The sequence below is a fragment of the Mycobacterium sp. 852002-51971_SCH5477799-a genome (genome assembly GCF_001667145.1).
In the GTDB taxonomy this organism is placed as follows: Bacteria; Actinomycetota; Actinomycetes; order Mycobacteriales; family Mycobacteriaceae; genus Mycobacterium.
In genome coordinates this window covers 131,664-150,386 of the sequence record NZ_LZIF01000106.1, presented here as the reverse complement: position 1 = coordinate 150,386, position 18,723 = coordinate 131,664, and the positions used below count along the sequence as shown (strand labels likewise).

Below are 18,723 nucleotides of genomic sequence, written 5' to 3'. Positions count from 1 at the left end.
GGTGTTGATAGCGTTGGCGTCATGACTGAGCACCTTGACGTCCTCATCGTGGGCGCCGGCATCTCTGGCGTGAGCGCGGCCTGGCACCTGCAGGAACGCTGCCCGACAAAGAGCTACGCCATCCTCGAACGCCGCGCCGACCTGGGCGGGACATGGGACCTGTTCAAATACCCGGGGATCCGGTCGGACTCCGACATGTTCACACTCGGCTTCCGGTTCAAGCCATGGCGTTCGGCGAAGTCGATCGCCGACGGCGCGTCGATCAAGGCCTACATCAAGGAGACCGCGGTCGAGAACAGGATCGAGCAGAACATCCGCTACCGCCACCGCGTGGTGGCCGCGGACTGGTCAGACACCGACAACCTCTGGACCGTGACCGTCGAACACGACGGAAGCCAGAGCGAGATCACGTGCTCGTTCCTGTTCGCCTGCACCGGCTACTACAACTATGACGAGGGCTACTCGCCCACCTTCCCCGGTTCCGACGACTTCGGGGGCACCATCGTCCATCCGCAACACTGGCCGGAGGACCTCGACTACGCGGGCAAGCGCGTCGTCGTCATCGGATCCGGCGCCACCGCGATCACCCTGATCCCCGCCCTGGTCAATTCGGGCGCCGGGCACGTGACGATGCTGCAGCGCTCCCCGACCTACATCGGCTCGCTGCCGGGCGTCGATCCCTTCGCCGTCAAGGCCAACCGGCTGCTGCCCGACCACCTCGCGCACATGGCCAACCGTTGGAAAGCCATCGCGTTCAGCACCTTTCAATACCAGTTGTCCCGCAAGGCCCCCGGTTACATGCGTAAGACGCTGATGACCATGGCACAGCGGCGCCTACCGGAGGGCTACGACGTCGAGAAGCACTTCGGCCCGCGCTACAACGTCTGGGACGAGCGGCTGTGCCTGGCGCCCGACGGCGACTTCTTCCGGACCATCCGGCACGGCAAGGCCGACGTCGTCACCGACACCATCGACCGGTTTACCAAGACCGGTATCAAGCTCACCTCGGGTGAGGAGCTGGCGGCCGACATCATTGTCACCGCAACGGGTTTGAACATGCAGTTGCTGGGCGGGGTGAAGCCGACCCGCAACGGTGAGGACATCGACCTGACCTCGCTGATGACCTACAAGGGCCTGATGTTCTCCGGTGTGCCGAACTTCGCCATCACCTTCGGATACACGAACGCGTCCTGGACGCTGAAGGCCGACCTGGTCTCCGAATTCGTCTGCCGATTGCTGAACTACATGGACGCGAAGGGTTTTGACTTCGTGGAGCCCCAGCATCCGGGCGGCGACGTCGACGAGCTGCCGTTCATGGATTTCACTCCCGGCTACTTCCGGCGCTCGATGCACCTGTTGCCCAAGTCTGGTTCGCGGGCACCGTGGCGGCTCAAGCAGAACTACTTCATCGACATGCGCACGATCCGGCGCGGCAAGGTCGATGACGAGGGCTTGAAGTTCGCGAAAAAGCCCGCCCCCGTAGCGGTTTAGCGGTTCACTCTGCCGAGGCGACGACGACGATCCCGTCGTCGTCGCTGTAGGCGATTTCGCCCGGCACGAACGTCACCCCGCCCAGGCTGACCTCGACATCGCGTTCGCCCGCACCGGTCTTGGTGCTCTTGCGGGGGTTGGTGCCCAACGCCTTGATGCCGATGTCCATGCCCCGCAACGTGGCCGAGTCGCGCACCGCGCCGTTGACGATCAGCCCGGCCCAGCCGTTGGAGCGGGCCAGCTCGGCGATGACGTCGCCGACCAGCGCGGTGTGCACGGAGCCGTCGCCGTCGATGACCAAGACGCTACCGCCGCCCGGTTCCGAGAGCACTGATTTCAGCAGCGCGTTGTCCTGAAAACACCGCACCGTGCGGATCGGCCCGGCGAATTCGGTCCGGCCCCCCAACTGGCGGAATTGCACGTCGCAACTGCGTACGTCGGGACCGATGCTGTCTACGAGGTCGGCGGTCGGCCGAAAGGACACCGTCATTTCTGACACGTTAGGCGCTTGCCGGTCAGCGGCGGCGGAGCTGGCGGATGAGCAGGATGGCCAACAGGCTGACGGCCAGGGCAACGATGAGCGGCACCGGAGACTGACCCGCCGACGGGCCCGCGACCGCGGGAGAGACCGGGTTATTTGCGGCCTCCACCGTGGACTTCGCCTGTGCCGCAGCGTCTTTGGCGGCAGCGGTCAGATCGCCGTTGCTTTCGGCGCGCTGCTGCACAGCTGGTTGCTCGGCCGGCTGGTCCGGCGGTTTCGGCGGTGCGGGTTCGACATTCTTTGGCGGCACCTTCTTGGCGGGTGCCTTCTTGGCCGGCGCCTTTTTCGCAGGTGCTTTCTTGGCCGGCGCTTTCGCGGCCTTTTTCGCCGCCTTGGCGGGCGGTTTCTTCTCCGGCGGGGTGCCGGCGCCGTCGGGTGCGCTGTTGATCGGGTCCTGCGGGTCTGCCATGCGGCCGCTCCTTGAGCTTCCTCTGTCGTCGTTCCCCCACCGGGTTCAAGGTCCCATCATGCCAGGACGCCTCGGTGCCCCTCGGACGCCGGTGGCCGCCGCCGCTCTCACCGTCGGCCCCGCGCCGCCCACCACGCGCCGCCGGCGACGAGCGCCACCGCGATCACCACGAATGGCCAGACCGGGAGCGCGCCCCCGACGTCCGGGCTTGCCGCGGGGGGACCAGGCGTGCCGGTGCCGGGCACGGTGAGCCTGAATGACCACGACCCGGACACCACGTGGCCGTCGGCGGACGTGACGCGGTAGTTCACGGTGTAGGTCCCCGCCGGCCCGAGTGCGCGCAGGGCGATGCCGACCACCGCACCCTGGACGGCGGGCTCGCCAGCGGACCACACGTTGCCGTCGGGTCCGACCACCGTCATGGCCGCGAACGTGGTCTGCAACTGCTCGTTGAACGTGGCGCTCACCCGCTGCGGACCGGCCGTCAGCGCCGCATCGGCCGCGGGATCGGTGGATATGCGGGTGGCGTGTGCCGACGCGGCCGGCGCGGTCAGCGCGGCGATTACGAGCATGACGCCGACGCACGCACCAACCGCCAGGCGTCTCATGCCCGTCGGCGGGCCATTGCGATCGCGACGCCTGCGGCCGCGACCACCAGAGCCGCGCCGCCCAGCAGCCGCGCGGTGTTGTCGGCCGCGGTCGACCGCGCCGCGGCGGGCGCGGGATTCGGCGGCCCGTGCTGTTGGTGCGCCGGGGTGGCGGCGAGGCTGAGCGTGGGCACCGGGTGCTCCGGCTCGCTCCCGTCGGGCAGCGGCTGCTGATTCCAGTTCACGACGGTCCCGTCTGCGTAGGTCTGCGCGGCGGGGAAGCTGACGGTATCGGTGTCGGGCAACTTCACCGACAACCGGAACAGCCCGAATTGATCTGGTCCGATTCCGCCGTTGAGGGTGGCCGTCCACGTCACCGAGCGCACGGTGCCCGAGGCGGCGTCGCGGTCGAGCTTGGCCGTCCAGCCGGGCAGGCTTTCGGTGCGGGCCGAGGAGACGTTGGGCAGCGTGATGGTCAACGCCGTGGTCAGCGACTCGGTGTTCGATTCGTTCGGCACCTGGAACGTGACGATCGCCATGGCTCCGCGTACCGCGTTATCGCTGCTGGCGTGCACGTGCGCCCTGGCGGCGGGGGTTTGGGCGGCCGCCCCGGCATACAGGGCGGCGGCCCCGCAGAGCGCGATCAGACTGCGCGAGATCCACCTGCTTCGAACTGACATGCCGGTGCTGCGTTCCGTGCGGGTGGTCAGCTCAGCCCGAGGCGGGCCATCAGGTCCGCCTCGATGCCGTCGAGCTGCGAAGAGATGGCGGAATGGGCCGCTCGGCGCCGCGCGACGGTCATGTTCTCCGCGGCGGTGATCGCCGCCGACAGATCGGTGAGCCGCTCGGCGATCGCGGTCACGAACTGCTTGGTCTCGGCATCCTTGGGCTTCTTGTCCTGCACCATCCGCAGCGACTTTTCCGCCCCGGCGATGCGCGCGGACAGCTGGGCGCCGTGACCGGAGAACTGGCCGATCTGGGCTAGCGGAACGCCGAGCTGATCCGCGCGGCGCTGATCGATCTGCGCGCGGACCGCGACCGCCGCACGGTAGATGAGCGGGGTGAGGATCGGCGCGAGCAGCCGAGACACCGTGAGCACGCGCCGGATTCGTGTCGGTGAGAAAATCTTGCCCTCCCGCGCGGCTTTGAGTTCGGCCTCAGCGACTTTCAATGCATTGCGGTCGGTGTCGCGCTGCGCCTTGAGCTGCGCACGCAGCGCCTTGGCCTCCGTCCGTTGAGCGGACTTGACGCGCCGAACCTCGTTTTTCGCGGCCAGCTTGGCCTCGAGCTTCGCGCGGGCCTTGATCGCGCGGGCTTCAGCGCGACGCGTCGCGCGACTCTTTCGCTTGCCGAACAGGCCCATTCCCGGCCGCCTCCCGGTTATCTCGTGGATCAGCGCTCGCGGTGCGCGATCCGCTGAGCCAACCCTAATCGGAATGGGCGGGCGGCAGCCCTGCAGGGCCGGCCTTTAGGCCCGGTGGCCACGCCTGGGCGTCAGGCGTCCAAGTGCTCGGCCCGGCGCAACTCGTTGACCCGCTCCAAGACCTCACGCTGCGCCTCGGGGGAAAGCTCGGCCGTGCGCACCGCGATGCGGCGCACATTGTCGTCGCGCGTCGTGGCCAACCACGACAGCTCCCTGTCGAGCTTCTCGTAGTACTCGTCGTCGGTGAAGTAGGCCGACTTGATCCGGAAGAAGTTGGCCAGAGCGGCCATGGTCGCTGTCGAAGGGTTGGTGCGGTTGCCGGAACGCAGTTGGGAGAGGTAGGGAGCCGACATCGTGATGCCCTCCGCCTTGAGCGCCGCGATCACTTCCGCGGACGTGTGCGGCCCGCGCCCGGGTGGATACACCGTGTCGAACAGGCGGTTCAGGCGAGCAGCGAACGTCGTGCTCATCGATATGACCTCCACTTGGCTGTAGAAGTGAACTATTACCTAGGTGTATTTGCTGATCATGGTAGCGAGGCTTGGTAACCGTATCCAGGTGCAAACCCCGAGGGAACGCCGATGGGCATAGCTAGCGCCTACCAACCCCTCACTTGACGAGCGTCTAACTGATTCGCTGGGGTGTCCACTAAATCGATGGAACTCACAGGTTATCCGCAGAATCGGCCGGTCGTTCCGAAGTGGCGGGCGAATGGCCTGCTGACGGGGGCGACAATATGCCGCGCCGTGCTGAGCGACCGCACCGCAACGGATCAGCAACCTGGGACGATTTAGCGCACCCTTTGCTGCCGAGCGCGAAACGCGGCCCCGGTGCCCGGGAAACGGCACCGGACATCGGTGGGCGAGGCCGTTTACTTAGCCGGCACGCGGTCGTCCGGCGCCGATCGCCGCGGCGGTTCGGCGGCGCCGCGACGTCTGCGCGACCGCGGATACGAGGGCGACGATCGCCACGGCGAGGGTCGCGGCGACGGCGACCCCGCGCCAGGCCAGAGCGCTGTCGAACAGGATCCGCGTAGGTCATCGTGATCAGCTGGGACCTGTCGCCGAGTTCGGCGACGAACACCACTCCCAGGGTCAACAGCGTGGCGGCGAGCATGTCGGACGACCTTTCGACACGTCGTCGACGACAAGTCGTCGAACTCCGGTCGAAGGTCTCGTCCACCGGTTGAACCGGTCCGCCGGCCGGGCTGTGCGCCAGTATGTCGACTCGACGATTGGGGGCTACTCCCCTTCGCTAACCGTCTCAGGTTAATGGGCCCATTCGGCGTACGCCAGCGAGCCGGCGGAGTTCGGTCAGCCGTATTTGCGGCATTCGAGACCCGAACTGTTATCGGGCATTTCGTTATGCCGCGAGCAGCATTGCCAGTATTGCCGTATCGGGATGAGTGATCGGGTCGACACCGACCCGGCTCACCATCGAGGTAACGGTGCCGTCCGCCTCCGCTTCCACCCATGCCGCCCGATGCTCGAGTCCCAAATATGGCAATCCGGGCAGCAGTACGCATCCCGAGGCGGCCCCGGTGCATTCGGGCAGTGACGGCGTCGTTTCCGAGGGCGGGTGCAACATCAGCAGGGCCGGCGGCTGATGATCTGCGAAATAGCCTGGCTGGATAGCGGATTCACCGAATACCGTGCCCTCGGCCAGCACCAGCCCAACCGTGCCGGGTTCGGGCTCGTCCGGCAATTCCTCACGGGCTCCGAAGACCGTTGTGGTGGAAAGCAATCCGGGCAAAGACGCGATTCTGACCGCGACCATGAGCAGCTGGGCCCATTCTTTGGTCGAGTCGGGCCAGCGCCCGGAGATCACGAAACCTTTCAAGGCCCCACGAGAATGGAACGGGGAAACCCCGATAGGCCCGTCCGACCCACTTTCCATTTCGACCTCCGCGCGACGCCTCCGCTTGGAATAACCACACTGGTAAGCCCGAATAATTCAGCATGCCTGCGGTTTAGGCGCGGTGCAACACGACACGGTCAGCGACGCGGACGCAAGCTGTTCCGCGGTCGGTCAATGGTCAGAAAAAACGACTGGGGCGCCGCGCAAACCGCGCGACGCCCCCGCCGATCGAAATGAAAGTCAGCCGAAAATCAGGCCCTGCGTTTGCGACGTCGCAGCCGCGTAGCGCTTCTGCACGTCCGCCCAGTTGACGACGTTCCAGAAAGCCTTCACGTAATCCGCCTTGACATTCTTGTACTGCAGGTAGAAGGCGTGCTCCCACATGTCGACCTGCAGCAAGGGGATGATGCCCAGCGGAACGTTGGCCTGCTGGTCGTACAGCTGGAAGGTCAGCAGCCGGTTACCCAGGGTGTCGTAGCCCAGGACCGCCCAGCCCGACCCCTGCAGCCCGTTGGCGGCAGCGCTGAACTGCGCGCGGAATCGGTCGAAGGATCCGAACGCGTCGTCGATGGCGGCGGCCAGTTCACCAGTCGGCTTGTCGCCTCCGTCCGGCGACAGGTTCTTCCACCAGATCGAGTGATTGACGTGACCGCCCAAGTGGAAAGCGAGGTTCTTTTCGTTCAGGAAGATCGCAGCGTGGTCCTCGTTGGCGCGGGCCTCTTCGAGCTTGGACACAGCGTCGTTCACGCCTTTGACGTAAGTGGCGTGGTGCTTACTGTGGTGGATCTCGTTGATCTGCCCCGAGATATGCGGTTCCAACGCTGCATAGTCCCAGTCCAGGTCGGGCAGAGTGTATTCAGCCACGGCATTCCTTTCTTCGATTGTCGTCTTGAAGCTCAGTCGCGCGGGACCGCCTGCCGGCGGCCAGCCGTTATCAACCCTGCTCCATGACCGCGCGCTCCGCAAGAACGACGCTTGTGAGCCGGAACGCGGATACCCGCTCGGCGGCGATTCAAGACAAGACGATGATCACCAGCACCGCGAGCAACGCCAGGGCGATCAACCCGGCGCGCAGGGCGGCGATGCTATAGCTGTGATTCCACGCCGCCGAACCGCAATACGACTTCGACGGGTCCGGTGCAGCCGGACCAAACGAATGCGTGGCCATCACTCGCCTTCCACCCCGGTCACCTCGGCTCAGTGAGGTGAGTCACAAATACGTTTTGCGAACGCGATCATAGCGCTTCGTGGCGAGGTTGAGAAAATGATGCGCTGAGCTGTGGGTTGGCGATAACCGCAGGACACCCGGGGGAAACGGGTCGCCAGCTGGCACGGCCGTGCCATTGCTTAGCAAGGCAAGTGATTTCGCTCAATGGCCGGTCTGGGGCTGTCTCGACGGTGTCGCGAGCCCGGCTTGTTATCCACAGAGACAATACGGTCTGCCGCCAGAGGCTGTAGCGATGCTTGTTGTACCCACGTCAGGGCTGTGGATAAACCTGTGGAAACTGTGGATAGTCTTTGGCGGCTCGGTCGGTTGCCGAGCTGGCTCCTACGGTTGTCAAGCACGAGCGCTCGCGCGGGCCCGCGGCCCGTGTTCCTCGGCACGCGCCGGGACGGCGTTAGTCTGGTCCGGTGATCCAGGTGTGCTCCCAGTGCGGCACGCGCTGGAACGTGCGCGATCGACAGCGCGAGTGGTGTCCGCGGTGCCGCGGGGCCCTGATGGCGCCCACGCATGATGGCCCGCCGGCCGACCCGCGATGGAGTGCGTCCGCCGCACCGGCGCAGGCTCGCCCGTCGGCGCCGCCGCCGAGTTGGCAGCGCACGCCGCCGCGGCTACCGCCCGGCTACCGCTGGATAGCCGTGCGGCCCGGAGCGGCGCCGCCGACCCGGCGGGGCCGCCGCCCGTTAGGGCCCACGCCGCGCTACGCCGTCATACCGCGCTGGAGCTTGGCCGACCGCGTCGAGCAGACGCCCGCCGTCGCCGCAGCACCCCCGCAGGCGGGGCCGCCCGCGCAGATCGTGCGCACCACGTCGTTCGTCAGCGTGCTGGTGCTCAGCATCGCCGCCCTGGTCTACGTGGTGCGGTACGTGCTGCAGGTGATCAACCGGAACACCTTGCTGAACTCCTGGGTCGCCATGGGAGCCGACTGGCTTGGCGTGCTCGCCAGCGTGGGCGCGGGTGCCGCGGTGATCGCCTCGGGTGTGCAGCTGATCCGCTGGATGATCGCCCGCCGCGCCGCCGTGTTCGCCCACTACGGGTTGCCCGAGCAGCGTTCGCCGCGGGCGTTGTGGGCGGGATGCGTCGTGCCGCTGGCCAATCTGCTGTGGGCCCCGGTGTACGTGATCGAGCTGGCACTACTCGAGGAGCACTACGCCCGGCTGCGCACGACGATCCTGCAGTGGTGGGGCGCGTGGGTGTGCAGTTACGCCGTGTCCATCGCGGCCATCGCGACCAGCTTCGCCACCGATGCCCAGGGCATCGCCAACAACACCGTCCTGATGGTCTTCGCGTACCTGTTCGCGGCCGCCACGCTGGCCGCCGCCACCCGCGTCTTCGAGGGATTCCAGCGCAAACCCGTCGCGCGCCCCGCGCATCGCTGGGTCGCGGTTCCCGATGACCGGCCTGCCGCACCGGCCTCGACTGACCCAGTTGAGTTGAAGGGGCAGGAACCGGCAGCATAGGGGTATGTCGTGGGCCGACGAGGTGCTCGCCGGGCACCCCTATGTCGTCGCCCACCGCGGCGCCTCGGCCGCGCGGCCCGAACACACGCTGGCCGCCTATGACCTCGCCCTCAAAGAAGGCGCCGACGGCGTCGAGTGCGACGTGCGATTGACCCGCGACGGACATCTGGTGTGCGTGCACGACCGCCGGCTGGACCGGACCTCGACCGGGGCGGGTTTGGTCAGCACCATGACGCTGGCCGAGCTGCGCGAGCTCGAGTACGGGGCGTGGCACGGCAGCTGGCGAGAAGACGGCACGCACGGTGACACCAGTTTGTTGACGCTGGACGCGCTGGTTTCACTCGTTCTGGATTGGCGTCGTCCGGTGAAGCTGTTCATCGAAACCAAACACCCCGTGCGATACGGATCATTGGTGGAGACCAAGTTGCTCGCCGCGCTGCATCGTTTCGGCATCGCCGCGCCCGCCTCGGCGGACCGGTCCCGCGCGGTGGTGATGTCGTTCTCGGCGTCCGCGGTGTGGCGGATCCGGCGAGCCGCCCCGCTGCTGCCCACGGTGCTGCTCGGCAGGACCGCGCGCTATTTGACCAGCGGTGCACCCACCGCCATCGGCGCCACGGCCGTGGGGCCTTCGGTGACGACGCTGAAGGACTATCCGCGACTCGCCGACCGCGCCATCGCCCAGGGCAGGGCAGTCTACTGCTGGAACGTCGACGACTACGAGGACATCGATTTCTGCCGCGACGTCGGGGTGGCCTGGCTCGCGACGCACCACCCGGGTCGCACCAAAGCATGGCTGCAGGGCAATCGTGCAGGCTAGGGCAGCGGTTAGGTCGACCGCTACTGCTGCTCGCCCGATGTGGAAGGTACCGGCGCGTCTGATGCCAACGCCTGGAACAACCTGGCCGCCTCCTCGTGGTTCCACACCACGACCGAGCCGGCACCGCCGCTGGTGAACTCGCCGATCGGGACGGTCATGGCGGCGGCCGTGCCGTGCAGTGCCCAGCCGAGCCGGGCCAGATCCCAGACGTGGTCGAACTGGTCGACGGTCAGGGCGTCGGCGGCCGCGCGCGTTACCGAGTACCAGCGCCACGGATTGAGCCACACCGCGGGACTGGCGGCCCGATGCAGCAGCGCCGCCACGAACTGCCGTTGATTGGCCATCCGGTCCAGGTCGGCCCGCGGGGTGTCGCGTGACCTGACGTAGCCGAGCGCGTTTCGGCCGGTCAGGGTCTGGCAGCCGGCCGGCAAGTCGATGCCGGCCAACGGGTCGTCGAACGGCGCCTTCGGGCATACGGTCACCCCGCCGAGCGCGTCCACCAGCGCGGCGAACCCGCCGAAACCGATCTCGGCGTAATGATCGAGGCGCAGCCCGGTGATGCGCTCCATCGTCTGAATCAGCAGTTGCGCACCGCCCACTGCGAACGCGGCGTTGATCTTGTCCTTGCCGTGGCCCGGGATGGGCACGTAGGAGTCGCGCGGTATCGACACCATGGTCGTCGGCGCTGCGGATCCGAAACCCGGCACGTGAATCAGCAGGATCGTGTCGGTACGGCCGTTACCGATGTCGCCGCCGGTGGCCAGGTCCTGTTGCTGCTCGGCGCTGAGTCCCTGGCGGCTGTCCGACCCGACGACCAGCCAGTTGGTGCCGCGGCCGGCTGCGGGGCGGCCGGGATAGTCGGCGAGCACCCGCTCGCGGTGCAGTTTGTAGTCGAACCAGACTGCCCCGGCGATGAGGCCCGCACCGATCAGCAGCACGCCCACCAGCAGGACCGTCACCACCTTGCGAACCCAGCGGAGCTTGCCTCGCTTGCGGTTCGGCACTGGCGGCCGGGGCGGCGCGACCCGGGATGTTGACGAGGCGGCGGCAGGCGGGGGCGGTGTTGTTTGTCGGTGCAGCGGCCGGGTCTGGGCGGTCGGTGACGGCAAAGGCGCGCCAGGGCGGCGGATCACCTGGGACGGTTCCGGGCCCGGTTGCCCGGCACGCGGATGCGCGGACGGGCTCGATCCCGGAGGTCTCCGAGGCTGCGGTGATCGGTCGCCGTTCACCCGGTTAACGTACGTGCCGCGGGCCCCGCTGCGCTGTTACGCCGCGACTTCGCCTAGCCGCGCGCGCGGAGCCCGTTGATGAACGGGCACCCCATCAACACGCGGATGGCCCGGCTCAGACCGGTCATGTCGTCGACCGGTTTGTGGAACGGCAGCCGGACGTCGTGATCGCGGTCGTCGCCCTCGACGCGGAACCGCACGCCGTAGCGGTCCAGCCCGAGGGGTCGCACGTGCCCGCGGCGTAGGGACGCCGGGAGCCTGGACACCAGTCGCGCCAGCACATCGCTGTGGGCGGTGTCCAAGTGCCACAGCAGGTTCGACTCGAGCGCGCAAAACGGGTCGGGCCGGGCGTCCAGCAGGTCGGCCACGCTGACCGGCTCCGCGCCGGTGGCATCGGTGACGACCACCGAGGCAATCTCGAGCCGCAGCAACGTGTAGCGCGGCTCTTCACCGTCGGCTGGGGCGCATCGCGGGGTGTCGATGCTCAGCAGGGCCGGATTCGGGCACTCGGCGGCGATCAGGTCGAGCGTGTCGAGGACTTCGGTCGAATGCACCTCCTGGAGGTGCCCGCGCACCCAGACCAGCGAACGGACGGGCTCACGCAGCGGCAGCGGCGCGTAGTCGGTCAGCTCGAGCAGCGCTGGGGAGCCCGAGATGGGGCGCGTGTGCTCGCGTCCCCGTTCGACGGGAACCGCCAGCGCAACGGATCCGTGGTCCATCAGATGGTGCACGGGGGTGGCGACCGGGTCGGCATGCTCGATGGCCAGCAGCGCGCCGCCGGCGCGCACGCAGGCGCTGCGGACCCGTTCGGCGGTGGTCGGGGCGGGGCAGCTCAGCGGTAATACCATTCTCATCCTTCATTTAGGTAAGCCTAAGTTAACTTACCGCGGCGTGGCGTCGCAAGGGTTTTCTGGCCTGCACGCCGCTAGGGTTGGGACGTGGCCCGCATCGCATACCTCGGTCCAGAGGGGACGTTCACCGAGGCGGCGCTGCGACAGATCACCGCCGCAGGCCTGGTCCCTGAAGACGGCTTGGGCGCCGTCCAAGCCTCGCCGGTCGACAGCAACTCGGCGGCGCTGGACGCCGTGCGCGACGGGGCCGCCGACTACGCCTGCGTCCCGATCGAGAACTCGATCGACGGTTCCGTCACGCCCACACTGGACAGCCTGGCCATCGGCTCGCCCCTGCAGGTGTTCGCCGAAACCACGCTGAACGTCGCATTCAGCATCGTGGTCACACCCGGCCGCGCCGCCGCGGACGTGCGGACGCTGGCGGCCTTCAGTGTGGCGGCGGCCCAGGTGCGCCATTGGGTGGCCGCCAACCTCCCCGACGCCAAGCTGCGACCCGCGTACTCCAACGCCGACGCCGCCCACCAGGTGGCCGAGGGCCACGTCGACGCCGCAGTGACCTCCCCGCTGGCCGCCGAGCGCTGGGGCCTGGCCACGCTGGCCGGGGGGGTGGTCGACGAACCCAACGCCCGCACCCGCTTCCTCCTGGTCGGTCGCCCGGGGCCACCGCCGGCGCGCACCGGAGCGGATCGCACCTCGGTGGTGCTGCAGATCGACAACGCGCCCGGCGCATTGCTGGCCGTGCTCGCCGAGTTCGGCGTCCGTGGCATAGACCTGACCCGCATCGAATCCCGGCCGACCAGAACCGGACTGGGCACCTACCGGTTTTTCGCCGATTGTGTGGGCCATATCGACGACGACGCCGTCGCCGAGGCACTCAAAGCGCTGCACCGTCGTTGTGCTGATGTGCGATACCTAGGGTCCTGGCCCACCGGCTCACCAGCCGGAGCGTTGCCGCCGCCGGCCGACGAGGCGGCGCGCTGGCTCACTCAGCTGCGTAACGGGAAGCCCGACGCGCGGGGGTCGCAGCGGTGAGCGGTCGGTTGATCCTGGTGCGACACGGCCAGTCCTTCGGGAACGTCGAGCGCCGGCTCGACACACGCCCGCCGGGCGCGGAGCTGACCCCGTTGGGCCGCGACCAGGCCCGCGCGTTCGCACTCCATTCGGGGCGGCCGGCGATGCTCGCGCACTCGGCGGCCACCCGGGCGTTGCAGACCGCCGCGGTGATCGGCAGCCAGCTCGAGATGCCCGCCATCGAGATGGCCGGCATCCACGAGGTCCAGGTCGGGCGGCTGGAAAACCGCAACGACGACGACGCGGTCGCCGAGTTCAACGCGATCTACGAGCGCTGGCACCACGGCGAGCTCGACGTCGCGCTGCCCGGTGGCGAAACCGGCAACGAGGTGCTGGACCGCTACCTGCCGGTGCTCACCGACCTGCGCCTGCGCTACCTCGACAACCACGACTTTCACGGCGACATCGTTCTCGTCAGCCACGGAGCGGCGATTCGGCTGGCCGCCGCGGTGCTGGCGGGTGTGGAGGCCGACTTCGCGCTGGACAATCACCTGGACAACACCGAATCGGTGGCTCTGACCCCGATCACCGATGGGCGGTGGAGTTGTGTGCGCTGGGGTAGCTTGACGCCGCCGTTCTATTCCAAGGAGGAAGCGACCCCGGTCGCGGACGCGGTGCGGTCAAGCACCGACCCGATGGGCTGACCTCTCGGTCAGACGGCCAGCGCGATCACTTCGGTGCATGCGCAGCCGACGGCGTCGCAGTCGATGACGAAGGCGTGCAACAACACCTCGGGAGTGAAGCAGTCCGGCTCCGTGCATTCCGACCGGTGCAGCGCATGGCGAATGATGGTGCCGTGACAGTGGTCTAAGCCTGCCCGGCAGTCGCGGCAGTCAATGCTCATAGGTGAGTTCATAGCACCCGGCGCGGACAAATCCGGGATGCCGCGCCCGGAAATCCGGCGGCGTGCTCAGGCCCAGCCCAGCTCGTGCAACCGGTCGTCGTCGATGCCGAAGTGGTGCGCGATCTCGTGGATGACCGTGATCGCCACCTCCTCGACGACCTCGTCGTCGGATTCGCACACGTCCAGCAGCGCCTCGCGGTAGATGGTGATGGCGTCCGGCAGCGAGCCGAAGTAGTCGGAGTCTCGTTCGGTGAGTGCCACCCCCTCGTACAGCCCGAGCAGTTCGGCGTCTTCGGGATGGCGGTCTTCGACCAGGACGACGACGTTGTCCATGGCGGCGGCCAGCTCGGGCGGGATCAGGTCCAGGGCGTCGGAGACCAATTCGTCGAAACGCTGCGGATTCATCCGCACGGACACCCGGCTAGCCTCCCGGCGGCGGCTCGGCTGGCGGCGCCGGCGGCGCGGGGTTGGCCGGTGGCGCGGCGTTCGCCGGCGGCGCGGGCTGGGGCGCCTCGGGTGCCGGATTGGCCGGCGGCGCGGGCTGGGGCGCCGGCGCGGGCGCCTCGGGTGCCGGATTGGCCGGCGGGGCGCTGTTATCCGCCGGCGGCGGAGCCTGCTGGGCGGGAGCCTGCTGCTGCGGTGCCTGCTGGGGTTGCTGAGCCGGCTGCTGGCCGGGCAGGTGCTGGTTGTCCGGCGGCATTTCCGGCGCCGAGCCGGTGCCGGGACCGGTCTGGGTGGACGGCGGCTGCGCCGGAACCTGAAGGGGAATCGGCGGCATGGTGAGCCGCTCTTCGGGAATGTCGGGCGGCGGCAGCGGCGGTTGACCATTGATCAGCAGGTGACCCTTGGCGCTGTTCAGCAGGGTGGCCCAGCCGCCGTTGCCCAGCGTGGCGCCGATGCTGCAGGCCACTTCGCGGCTGCCCGCCGTCCAACTGGCCAGCGGGACCGTCGGGTAGATCAGCGTCAGGGTGGTGGTGCGCAGCTTGACCGGCGCCAGATACGCGTCCGTCATCTTCGTGCACGAGTCTTTGATGAAGCCGTCCTGGTCCGGCTCGGCGGGCAGGCCGCCGGGGAACTTCTCGCCCAGGTTGACGGTGCCGGTGACTTCCATCGCGTGCGGCGCCGCGCAGTCAACCGGCGCATCGGTCGGCTGGTTGGTCGCCGAATCGATACCCAGGCACGTGCCGGCCGGCCACACCTTGGACTGGTCGACGTCGGCGACCTTGCCCTTGAAGGCCTGTTGCTGATTACTCATGCCCGGCAGCTGCAGGCCGCACAGCATGCGGCGATCGCCGGATTGGCGCCAGGCTCGGTCGCCGGGCCACAGCAGGCTGACGGTGAACTTGCTGTTCGGATCGAACTTGGGGCCAAGGTAATTGCGGACGGCGGCTTCGCACTGCTCCTGGGTGATCTGCTGAATGCGCGCGGGCGTCGGCGGGGCGGCGTTGGGTCCGTACTCGGCGCCCGGGAACGTCCGCATGTCAATGGATTCGGCGACCTCGAACTTGTGGTCGTCGCCGCAGTTGACGATCTTCGAAGATTCCGGGGTGGTGTCCGGCCACATCAGGCATTCCCCCGTGCCGGCGCGGTTGAAGGCGGCGTCGCTCTTGGTGCCGGTGCTGCGCACGGGGCTGCTGTCGAGGAACCGTCCCGATCCGGGGCCCCCGACCGGGATCGCGGTGACCAGCCCCGCGATCAACAGGCCGCCGAGCGCGGTCAGCAGCAACGCGCGCCGGGTCGCCCTGGCCTGCAGGCTGCGCGGCCAGAGGAAGGCCGACGGCTCGTGAGCGGACGACTCATCGGTCGAGGCGACGGACGACTCGACCGCGTGGCCTTCCGACAGTTCTTTCTCGGGCGCTTGCGACATCCGCTCCATTCTGACAGCAGCGCCTGAGATGGTTGACGAAAGTTATGGATGTGAGTCCTGTGACGCTCGCGGGATGGATGCTCTGGCAGTCGGCCGGACGCGGTGAAAGTAGTCTCAGGGCCGTGATCGACCTGAAGCTGCTCCGGGAAGACCCCGACGCCGTGCGCCGCTCCCAACTCAGTCGCGGGGAGGACCCGTCACTGGTAGACGCCCTGTTGTCGGCCGACGCCGCCCGCCGGGGCGCGATCTCGTCGGCCGACGGTCTGCGGGCGGAGCAGAAGTCCGCCAGCAAGAGCGTGGGCGCGGCGTCTCCCGAGGAGCGCCCGGCCAAGCTGGCGCGCGCGAAGGAACTGGCCGAGCAGGTGAAGGCCGCCGAAACAGCCCAGGCCGACGCGGAGACGGCCTTCACCGCGGCGCACATGGCGATCTCCAACGTCGTCATCGACGGCGTGCCCGCGGGTGGGGAGGACGACTTCGCCGTCCTCGACGTGGTCGGCGAGCCCGCCGCGATCGACGACCCGAAGGACCACCTTGAGCTAGGTGAATCGCTCGGGCTCATCGACATGCAGCGTGGGGCCAAGGTGTCCGGGTCGCGGTTCTACTTTTTGACCGGCAAGGGCGCGCTGCTCCAGCTGGGCCTGCTGCAGCTCGCGCTGCGGCTGGCCGTCGAGAACGGCTTCAGTCCGATGATTCCGCCGGTGCTGGTGCGCCCGGAGGTGATGGCCGGCACCGGGTTCCTCGGCGCGCACGCCGACGAGGTCTACCGGGTCGAGGCCGACGACCTCTACCTGGTGGGCACCTCGGAGGTGCCGCTGGCCGGCTATCACATGAACGAGATCCTCGACCTGTCCGGCGGCCCGCTGCGGTATGCGGGATGGTCGACGTGCTTCCGTCGCGAGGCCGGCAGCTACGGCAAGGACACCCGCGGCATCATCCGGGTGCATCAGTTCGACAAGGTCGAGGCCTTCGTCTACTGCACGCCCACCGACGCCGAGACCGAACACCAGCGGCTGCTGGGCTGGCAGCGCGACATGCTGGCCCGAATCGAGGTGCCGTACCGGGTGATCGACGTCGCCGCGGGCGATCTCGGCTCGTCGGCCGCCCGCAAATTCGATTGTGAGGCTTGGGTTCCCACCCAGGGCACCTACCGCGAGCTGACGTCGACGTCCAACTGCACCACCTTCCAGGCACGCCGGCTGGCCACCCGGTATCGCGACGAGGCGGGCAAACCGCAGACCGCGGCCACCCTCAACGGAACGCTGGGCACCACGCGCTGGCTGGTAGCGATCCTGGAGAACCACCAGCAGCCCGACGGCAGCGTGCGGGTGCCCGAGGCACTGGTGCCGTTCGTCGGTGCCGCGGTGTTGGAGCCCGTCGCTCGATGACCGCCATCGGAACGCCTCTGTCGCCGAACGCGACCAGGGTGATGCTGCTCGGCGCCGGCGAACTCGGCCGCGAGGTGCTGATCGCGCTGCAGCGCCTAGGCGTGGAGACCATCGCGGTCGACTCCTACGACAACGCGCCGGGCCAGCAGGTCGCCCATCACGCGCGGACCATCACGATGTCGGATCCGGACCAGCTCAAGGCCCTGATCGAGGCCGAAGGGCCGGACGTGGTCGTCCCGGAGATCGAGGCCATCGCCACCGGCGTGCTCGAGGAACTGGAAGCGGCCGGCGTCGTGCGGGTGATCCCCACCGCCCTCGCGGCGCGGCTGACCATGGATCGTGCGGGAATCCGGCGCCTGGCGGCCGAGACCCTCGGCCTGCCCACCAGCCCGTACCGGTTCTGCGATTCGCTGGCCGAATTGCATTCCGCCGCCGAGGTCATCGGTTACCCCTGCGTCGTCAAACCGGTGATGAGCAGCTCGGGCAAGGGTCAGAGCAAGCTCGACGGGCCCGGGGATGTCGCGGCGGCCTGGGCCTATGCGATGGCCGGGGGCCGAGTCAGCCACGGCCGCGTAATAGTCGAGGGATTCGTCGACTTCGATTACGAGATAACACTTTTGACGGTGCGGGCGCGCGGTGACGACGGCGAGGTGTGCACACATTTCTGCGCGCCGATCGGCCACAGGCAGGTCAGCGGCGACTACGTCGAGAGCTGGCAACCGCACCCGATGTCGGCCGCCGCGCTGCAAAACGCGCAGCTGATCGCCCGTGCCATCACCGAAAGGCTGGGCGGGCAAGGCATTTTCGGGGTCGAGCTGTTCGTCAAGGGCGACCAGGTGTGGTTCAACGAGGTCAGCCCGCGGCCGCACGATACCGGCATGGTCACGATGATCACCCAGTGGCAGAACGAATTCGAGCTGCACGCTCGCGCCATTCTCGGCCTTGCGGTGGACACGACGTGCAAGACGCCCGGCGCGAGCGCGGTGATCTACGGCGGTGTGGACGCCAAGGGCGTGGTCTTCGACGGAGTGGACGAGGCGCTTCGGGTACCGCGCACGGATCTGCGCCTGTTCGGGAAGCCGGAGAGCTTCGTCAAACGGCGCATGGGTGTCGCGCTGGCTCACGCCGATGACGTGGACACGGCGCGGCGCAACGCTGTCGAGGCGGCGCGTCGGGTCAGGCCGCGACCGGTGTGACCGCAGCGCGCTCGTGCCGGCGCTGGCGTTCCATCGTCGCGAAGTAGAACGCGAACGGAAACGCGAAGCTGGTGAAGAAACTCGACAGGAAGAACAGCCACGGGCGCCGGATGCCGCGCCGGAGGCCGTCGATGATGGTAAACACCGGCATCAGAATGACATTCGCGATCATGTAATCCTGATTCCCCGAGCCGCAGGCCGGCGTGGCGAATTGGCCCTTGATGAATTCCGGGTAGCTGGCCGGCCCGGAAATCAGGTTGCCCTGGCCGTGCGCGGCCATCACGAAATGGATGTTGAACCAGTATCCGAACACGATCGACGCTATGCCGGCGACGTAATACACGCATTCCAATCGCGAAAGCCACGGGCCGCCTTGGGGTCTGGCGTAGATCTTCGGGTTGGAGGCGATGATGCCGGCGATGCAGGCAAGTCCCAGCAGGAAGTGAATGATGATGGAGGCCATGCGCGAAGTG

General features: G+C 68.0%; 21 protein-coding genes and 2 pseudogenes. 7 read left to right on the top strand and 16 right to left on the bottom strand.

Annotated elements, in window-relative coordinates; all coding sequences use genetic code 11:
- Window positions 1–21: 21 nt before the first annotated feature.
- A complete protein-coding gene (locus A5753_RS16395) occupies window positions 22–1,491 on the top strand; it encodes an NAD(P)/FAD-dependent oxidoreductase (protein ID WP_067130136.1) in 1,470 nt (489 codons plus the stop codon).
- Between the two features lie 4 nt (window positions 1,492–1,495).
- Here the strand turns inward: A5753_RS16395 and rraA are convergent, their stop codons facing one another.
- The 10 genes and pseudogenes from rraA to A5753_RS24595 all read right to left on the bottom strand — a co-directional run bounded on the left by rraA (window position 1,496) and on the right by A5753_RS24595 (window position 7,476).
- Window positions 1,496–1,981, bottom strand: coding sequence for a ribonuclease E activity regulator RraA (gene rraA / locus A5753_RS16390; RefSeq protein ID WP_067130133.1), 486 nt, complete (start codon window positions 1,979–1,981; stop codon window positions 1,496–1,498).
- 25 nt (window positions 1,982–2,006) lie between these two features.
- Complete coding sequence (locus A5753_RS16385) at window positions 2,007–2,441, bottom strand: nucleoid-structuring protein H-NS (RefSeq protein ID WP_067130130.1); 435 nt, start codon at window positions 2,439–2,441, stop codon at window positions 2,007–2,009.
- Between the two features lie 107 nt (window positions 2,442–2,548).
- Window positions 2,549–3,049 (bottom strand): copper resistance CopC family protein, encoded by a 501-nt coding sequence (locus A5753_RS16380; protein WP_067130127.1) that lies wholly within the window; start codon window positions 3,047–3,049, stop codon window positions 2,549–2,551.
- On the bottom strand, window positions 3,046–3,708 hold the full coding sequence (locus tag A5753_RS16375) for a YcnI family protein (protein WP_067130125.1): 663 nt from the start codon (window positions 3,706–3,708) through the stop codon (window positions 3,046–3,048). The genes A5753_RS16380 and A5753_RS16375 overlap by 4 nt, the downstream gene beginning before the upstream one ends.
- Before the next feature lie 26 nt (window positions 3,709–3,734).
- On the bottom strand, window positions 3,735–4,391 hold the full coding sequence (locus A5753_RS16370) for a DUF6474 family protein (RefSeq protein WP_067130122.1): 657 nt from the start codon (window positions 4,389–4,391) through the stop codon (window positions 3,735–3,737).
- A gap of 131 nt (window positions 4,392–4,522) precedes the next feature.
- Window positions 4,523–4,921: a secretion protein EspR gene (locus tag A5753_RS16365; RefSeq protein ID WP_067130191.1), complete on the bottom strand. Its 399-nt coding sequence runs from the start codon at window positions 4,919–4,921 to the stop codon at window positions 4,523–4,525.
- 559 nt (window positions 4,922–5,480) lie between these two features.
- Window positions 5,481–5,567: pseudogene (locus tag A5753_RS25230) on the bottom strand (TMEM165/GDT1 family protein); the annotation flags it as partial.
- A gap of 246 nt (window positions 5,568–5,813) precedes the next feature.
- Complete coding sequence (locus A5753_RS16360) at window positions 5,814–6,347, bottom strand: peptidase (RefSeq protein WP_067130121.1); 534 nt, start codon at window positions 6,345–6,347, stop codon at window positions 5,814–5,816.
- Between the two features lie 201 nt (window positions 6,348–6,548).
- Entirely contained in the window at window positions 6,549–7,172 is a 624-nt protein-coding gene (locus tag A5753_RS16355) for a superoxide dismutase (RefSeq protein WP_067130118.1), read from the bottom strand.
- Window positions 7,173–7,320: 148 nt separating this feature from the next.
- A complete protein-coding gene (locus A5753_RS24595; protein WP_197694716.1) occupies window positions 7,321–7,476 on the bottom strand; it encodes a hypothetical protein in 156 nt (51 codons plus the stop codon).
- Between the two features lie 464 nt (window positions 7,477–7,940).
- Between A5753_RS24595 and A5753_RS16350 the strand changes: the two genes are divergently transcribed.
- Window positions 7,941–8,990, top strand: a complete 1,050-nt coding sequence (locus tag A5753_RS16350) for a DUF4328 domain-containing protein (protein WP_156656132.1) — start codon at window positions 7,941–7,943, stop codon at window positions 8,988–8,990.
- 4 nt (window positions 8,991–8,994) lie between these two features.
- Window positions 8,995–9,807, top strand: a complete 813-nt coding sequence (locus tag A5753_RS16345) for a glycerophosphodiester phosphodiesterase (protein WP_067130112.1) — start codon at window positions 8,995–8,997, stop codon at window positions 9,805–9,807.
- 20 nt (window positions 9,808–9,827) lie between these two features.
- On the opposite strand, the gene A5753_RS16340 is transcribed toward A5753_RS16345, so the two are convergent.
- Both A5753_RS16340 and A5753_RS16335 read right to left on the bottom strand, forming a co-directional pair.
- Window positions 9,828–11,036, bottom strand: coding sequence for an LCP family protein (locus tag A5753_RS16340; protein ID WP_369829325.1), 1,209 nt, complete (start codon window positions 11,034–11,036; stop codon window positions 9,828–9,830).
- A gap of 53 nt (window positions 11,037–11,089) precedes the next feature.
- A complete protein-coding gene (locus A5753_RS16335) occupies window positions 11,090–11,884 on the bottom strand; it encodes a DUF2470 domain-containing protein (RefSeq protein WP_067130109.1) in 795 nt (264 codons plus the stop codon).
- A 90-nt stretch (window positions 11,885–11,974) separates the two neighbouring features.
- Between A5753_RS16335 and pheA the strand changes: the two genes are divergently transcribed.
- Window positions 11,975–12,919, top strand: coding sequence for a prephenate dehydratase (gene pheA, locus A5753_RS16330; RefSeq protein WP_067130106.1), 945 nt, complete (start codon window positions 11,975–11,977; stop codon window positions 12,917–12,919).
- Entirely contained in the window at window positions 12,916–13,602 is a 687-nt protein-coding gene (locus A5753_RS16325) for a histidine phosphatase family protein (RefSeq protein ID WP_067130103.1), read from the top strand. Before pheA ends, A5753_RS16325 begins: the two co-directional genes overlap by 4 nt.
- A gap of 8 nt (window positions 13,603–13,610) precedes the next feature.
- Here A5753_RS16325 and A5753_RS16320 read toward each other — a convergent pair whose 3' ends face one another.
- The 3 genes and pseudogenes from A5753_RS16320 to A5753_RS16310 all read right to left on the bottom strand — a co-directional run bounded on the left by A5753_RS16320 (window position 13,611) and on the right by A5753_RS16310 (window position 15,678).
- Window positions 13,611–13,802, bottom strand: coding sequence for a hypothetical protein (locus A5753_RS16320; RefSeq protein ID WP_067130100.1), 192 nt, complete (start codon window positions 13,800–13,802; stop codon window positions 13,611–13,613).
- Window positions 13,803–14,219: pseudogene (locus A5753_RS16315) on the bottom strand (metallopeptidase family protein); the annotation flags it as partial.
- A 4-nt stretch (window positions 14,220–14,223) separates the two neighbouring features.
- Complete coding sequence (locus tag A5753_RS16310) at window positions 14,224–15,678, bottom strand: septum formation family protein (RefSeq protein ID WP_067130094.1); 1,455 nt, start codon at window positions 15,676–15,678, stop codon at window positions 14,224–14,226.
- A 113-nt stretch (window positions 15,679–15,791) separates the two neighbouring features.
- Here A5753_RS16310 and serS point away from each other — a divergent pair, with 113 nt between their 5' ends.
- Window positions 15,792–17,054: a serine--tRNA ligase gene (serS, locus tag A5753_RS16305; protein WP_067130091.1), complete on the top strand. Its 1,263-nt coding sequence runs from the start codon at window positions 15,792–15,794 to the stop codon at window positions 17,052–17,054.
- The gene (gene purT, locus A5753_RS16300) at window positions 17,051–18,250 is read left to right on the top strand and encodes a formate-dependent phosphoribosylglycinamide formyltransferase (protein WP_067130089.1); all 1,200 of its coding nucleotides are present in this window, start codon (window positions 17,051–17,053) and stop codon (window positions 18,248–18,250) included. Before serS ends, purT begins: the two co-directional genes overlap by 4 nt.
- Here purT and A5753_RS16295 read toward each other — a convergent pair.
- Complete coding sequence (locus A5753_RS16295) at window positions 18,231–18,713, bottom strand: DUF2834 domain-containing protein (RefSeq protein ID WP_067130086.1); 483 nt, start codon at window positions 18,711–18,713, stop codon at window positions 18,231–18,233. The genes purT and A5753_RS16295 overlap by 20 nt on opposite strands.
- Between the last annotated feature and the right edge of the window lie 10 nt (window positions 18,714–18,723).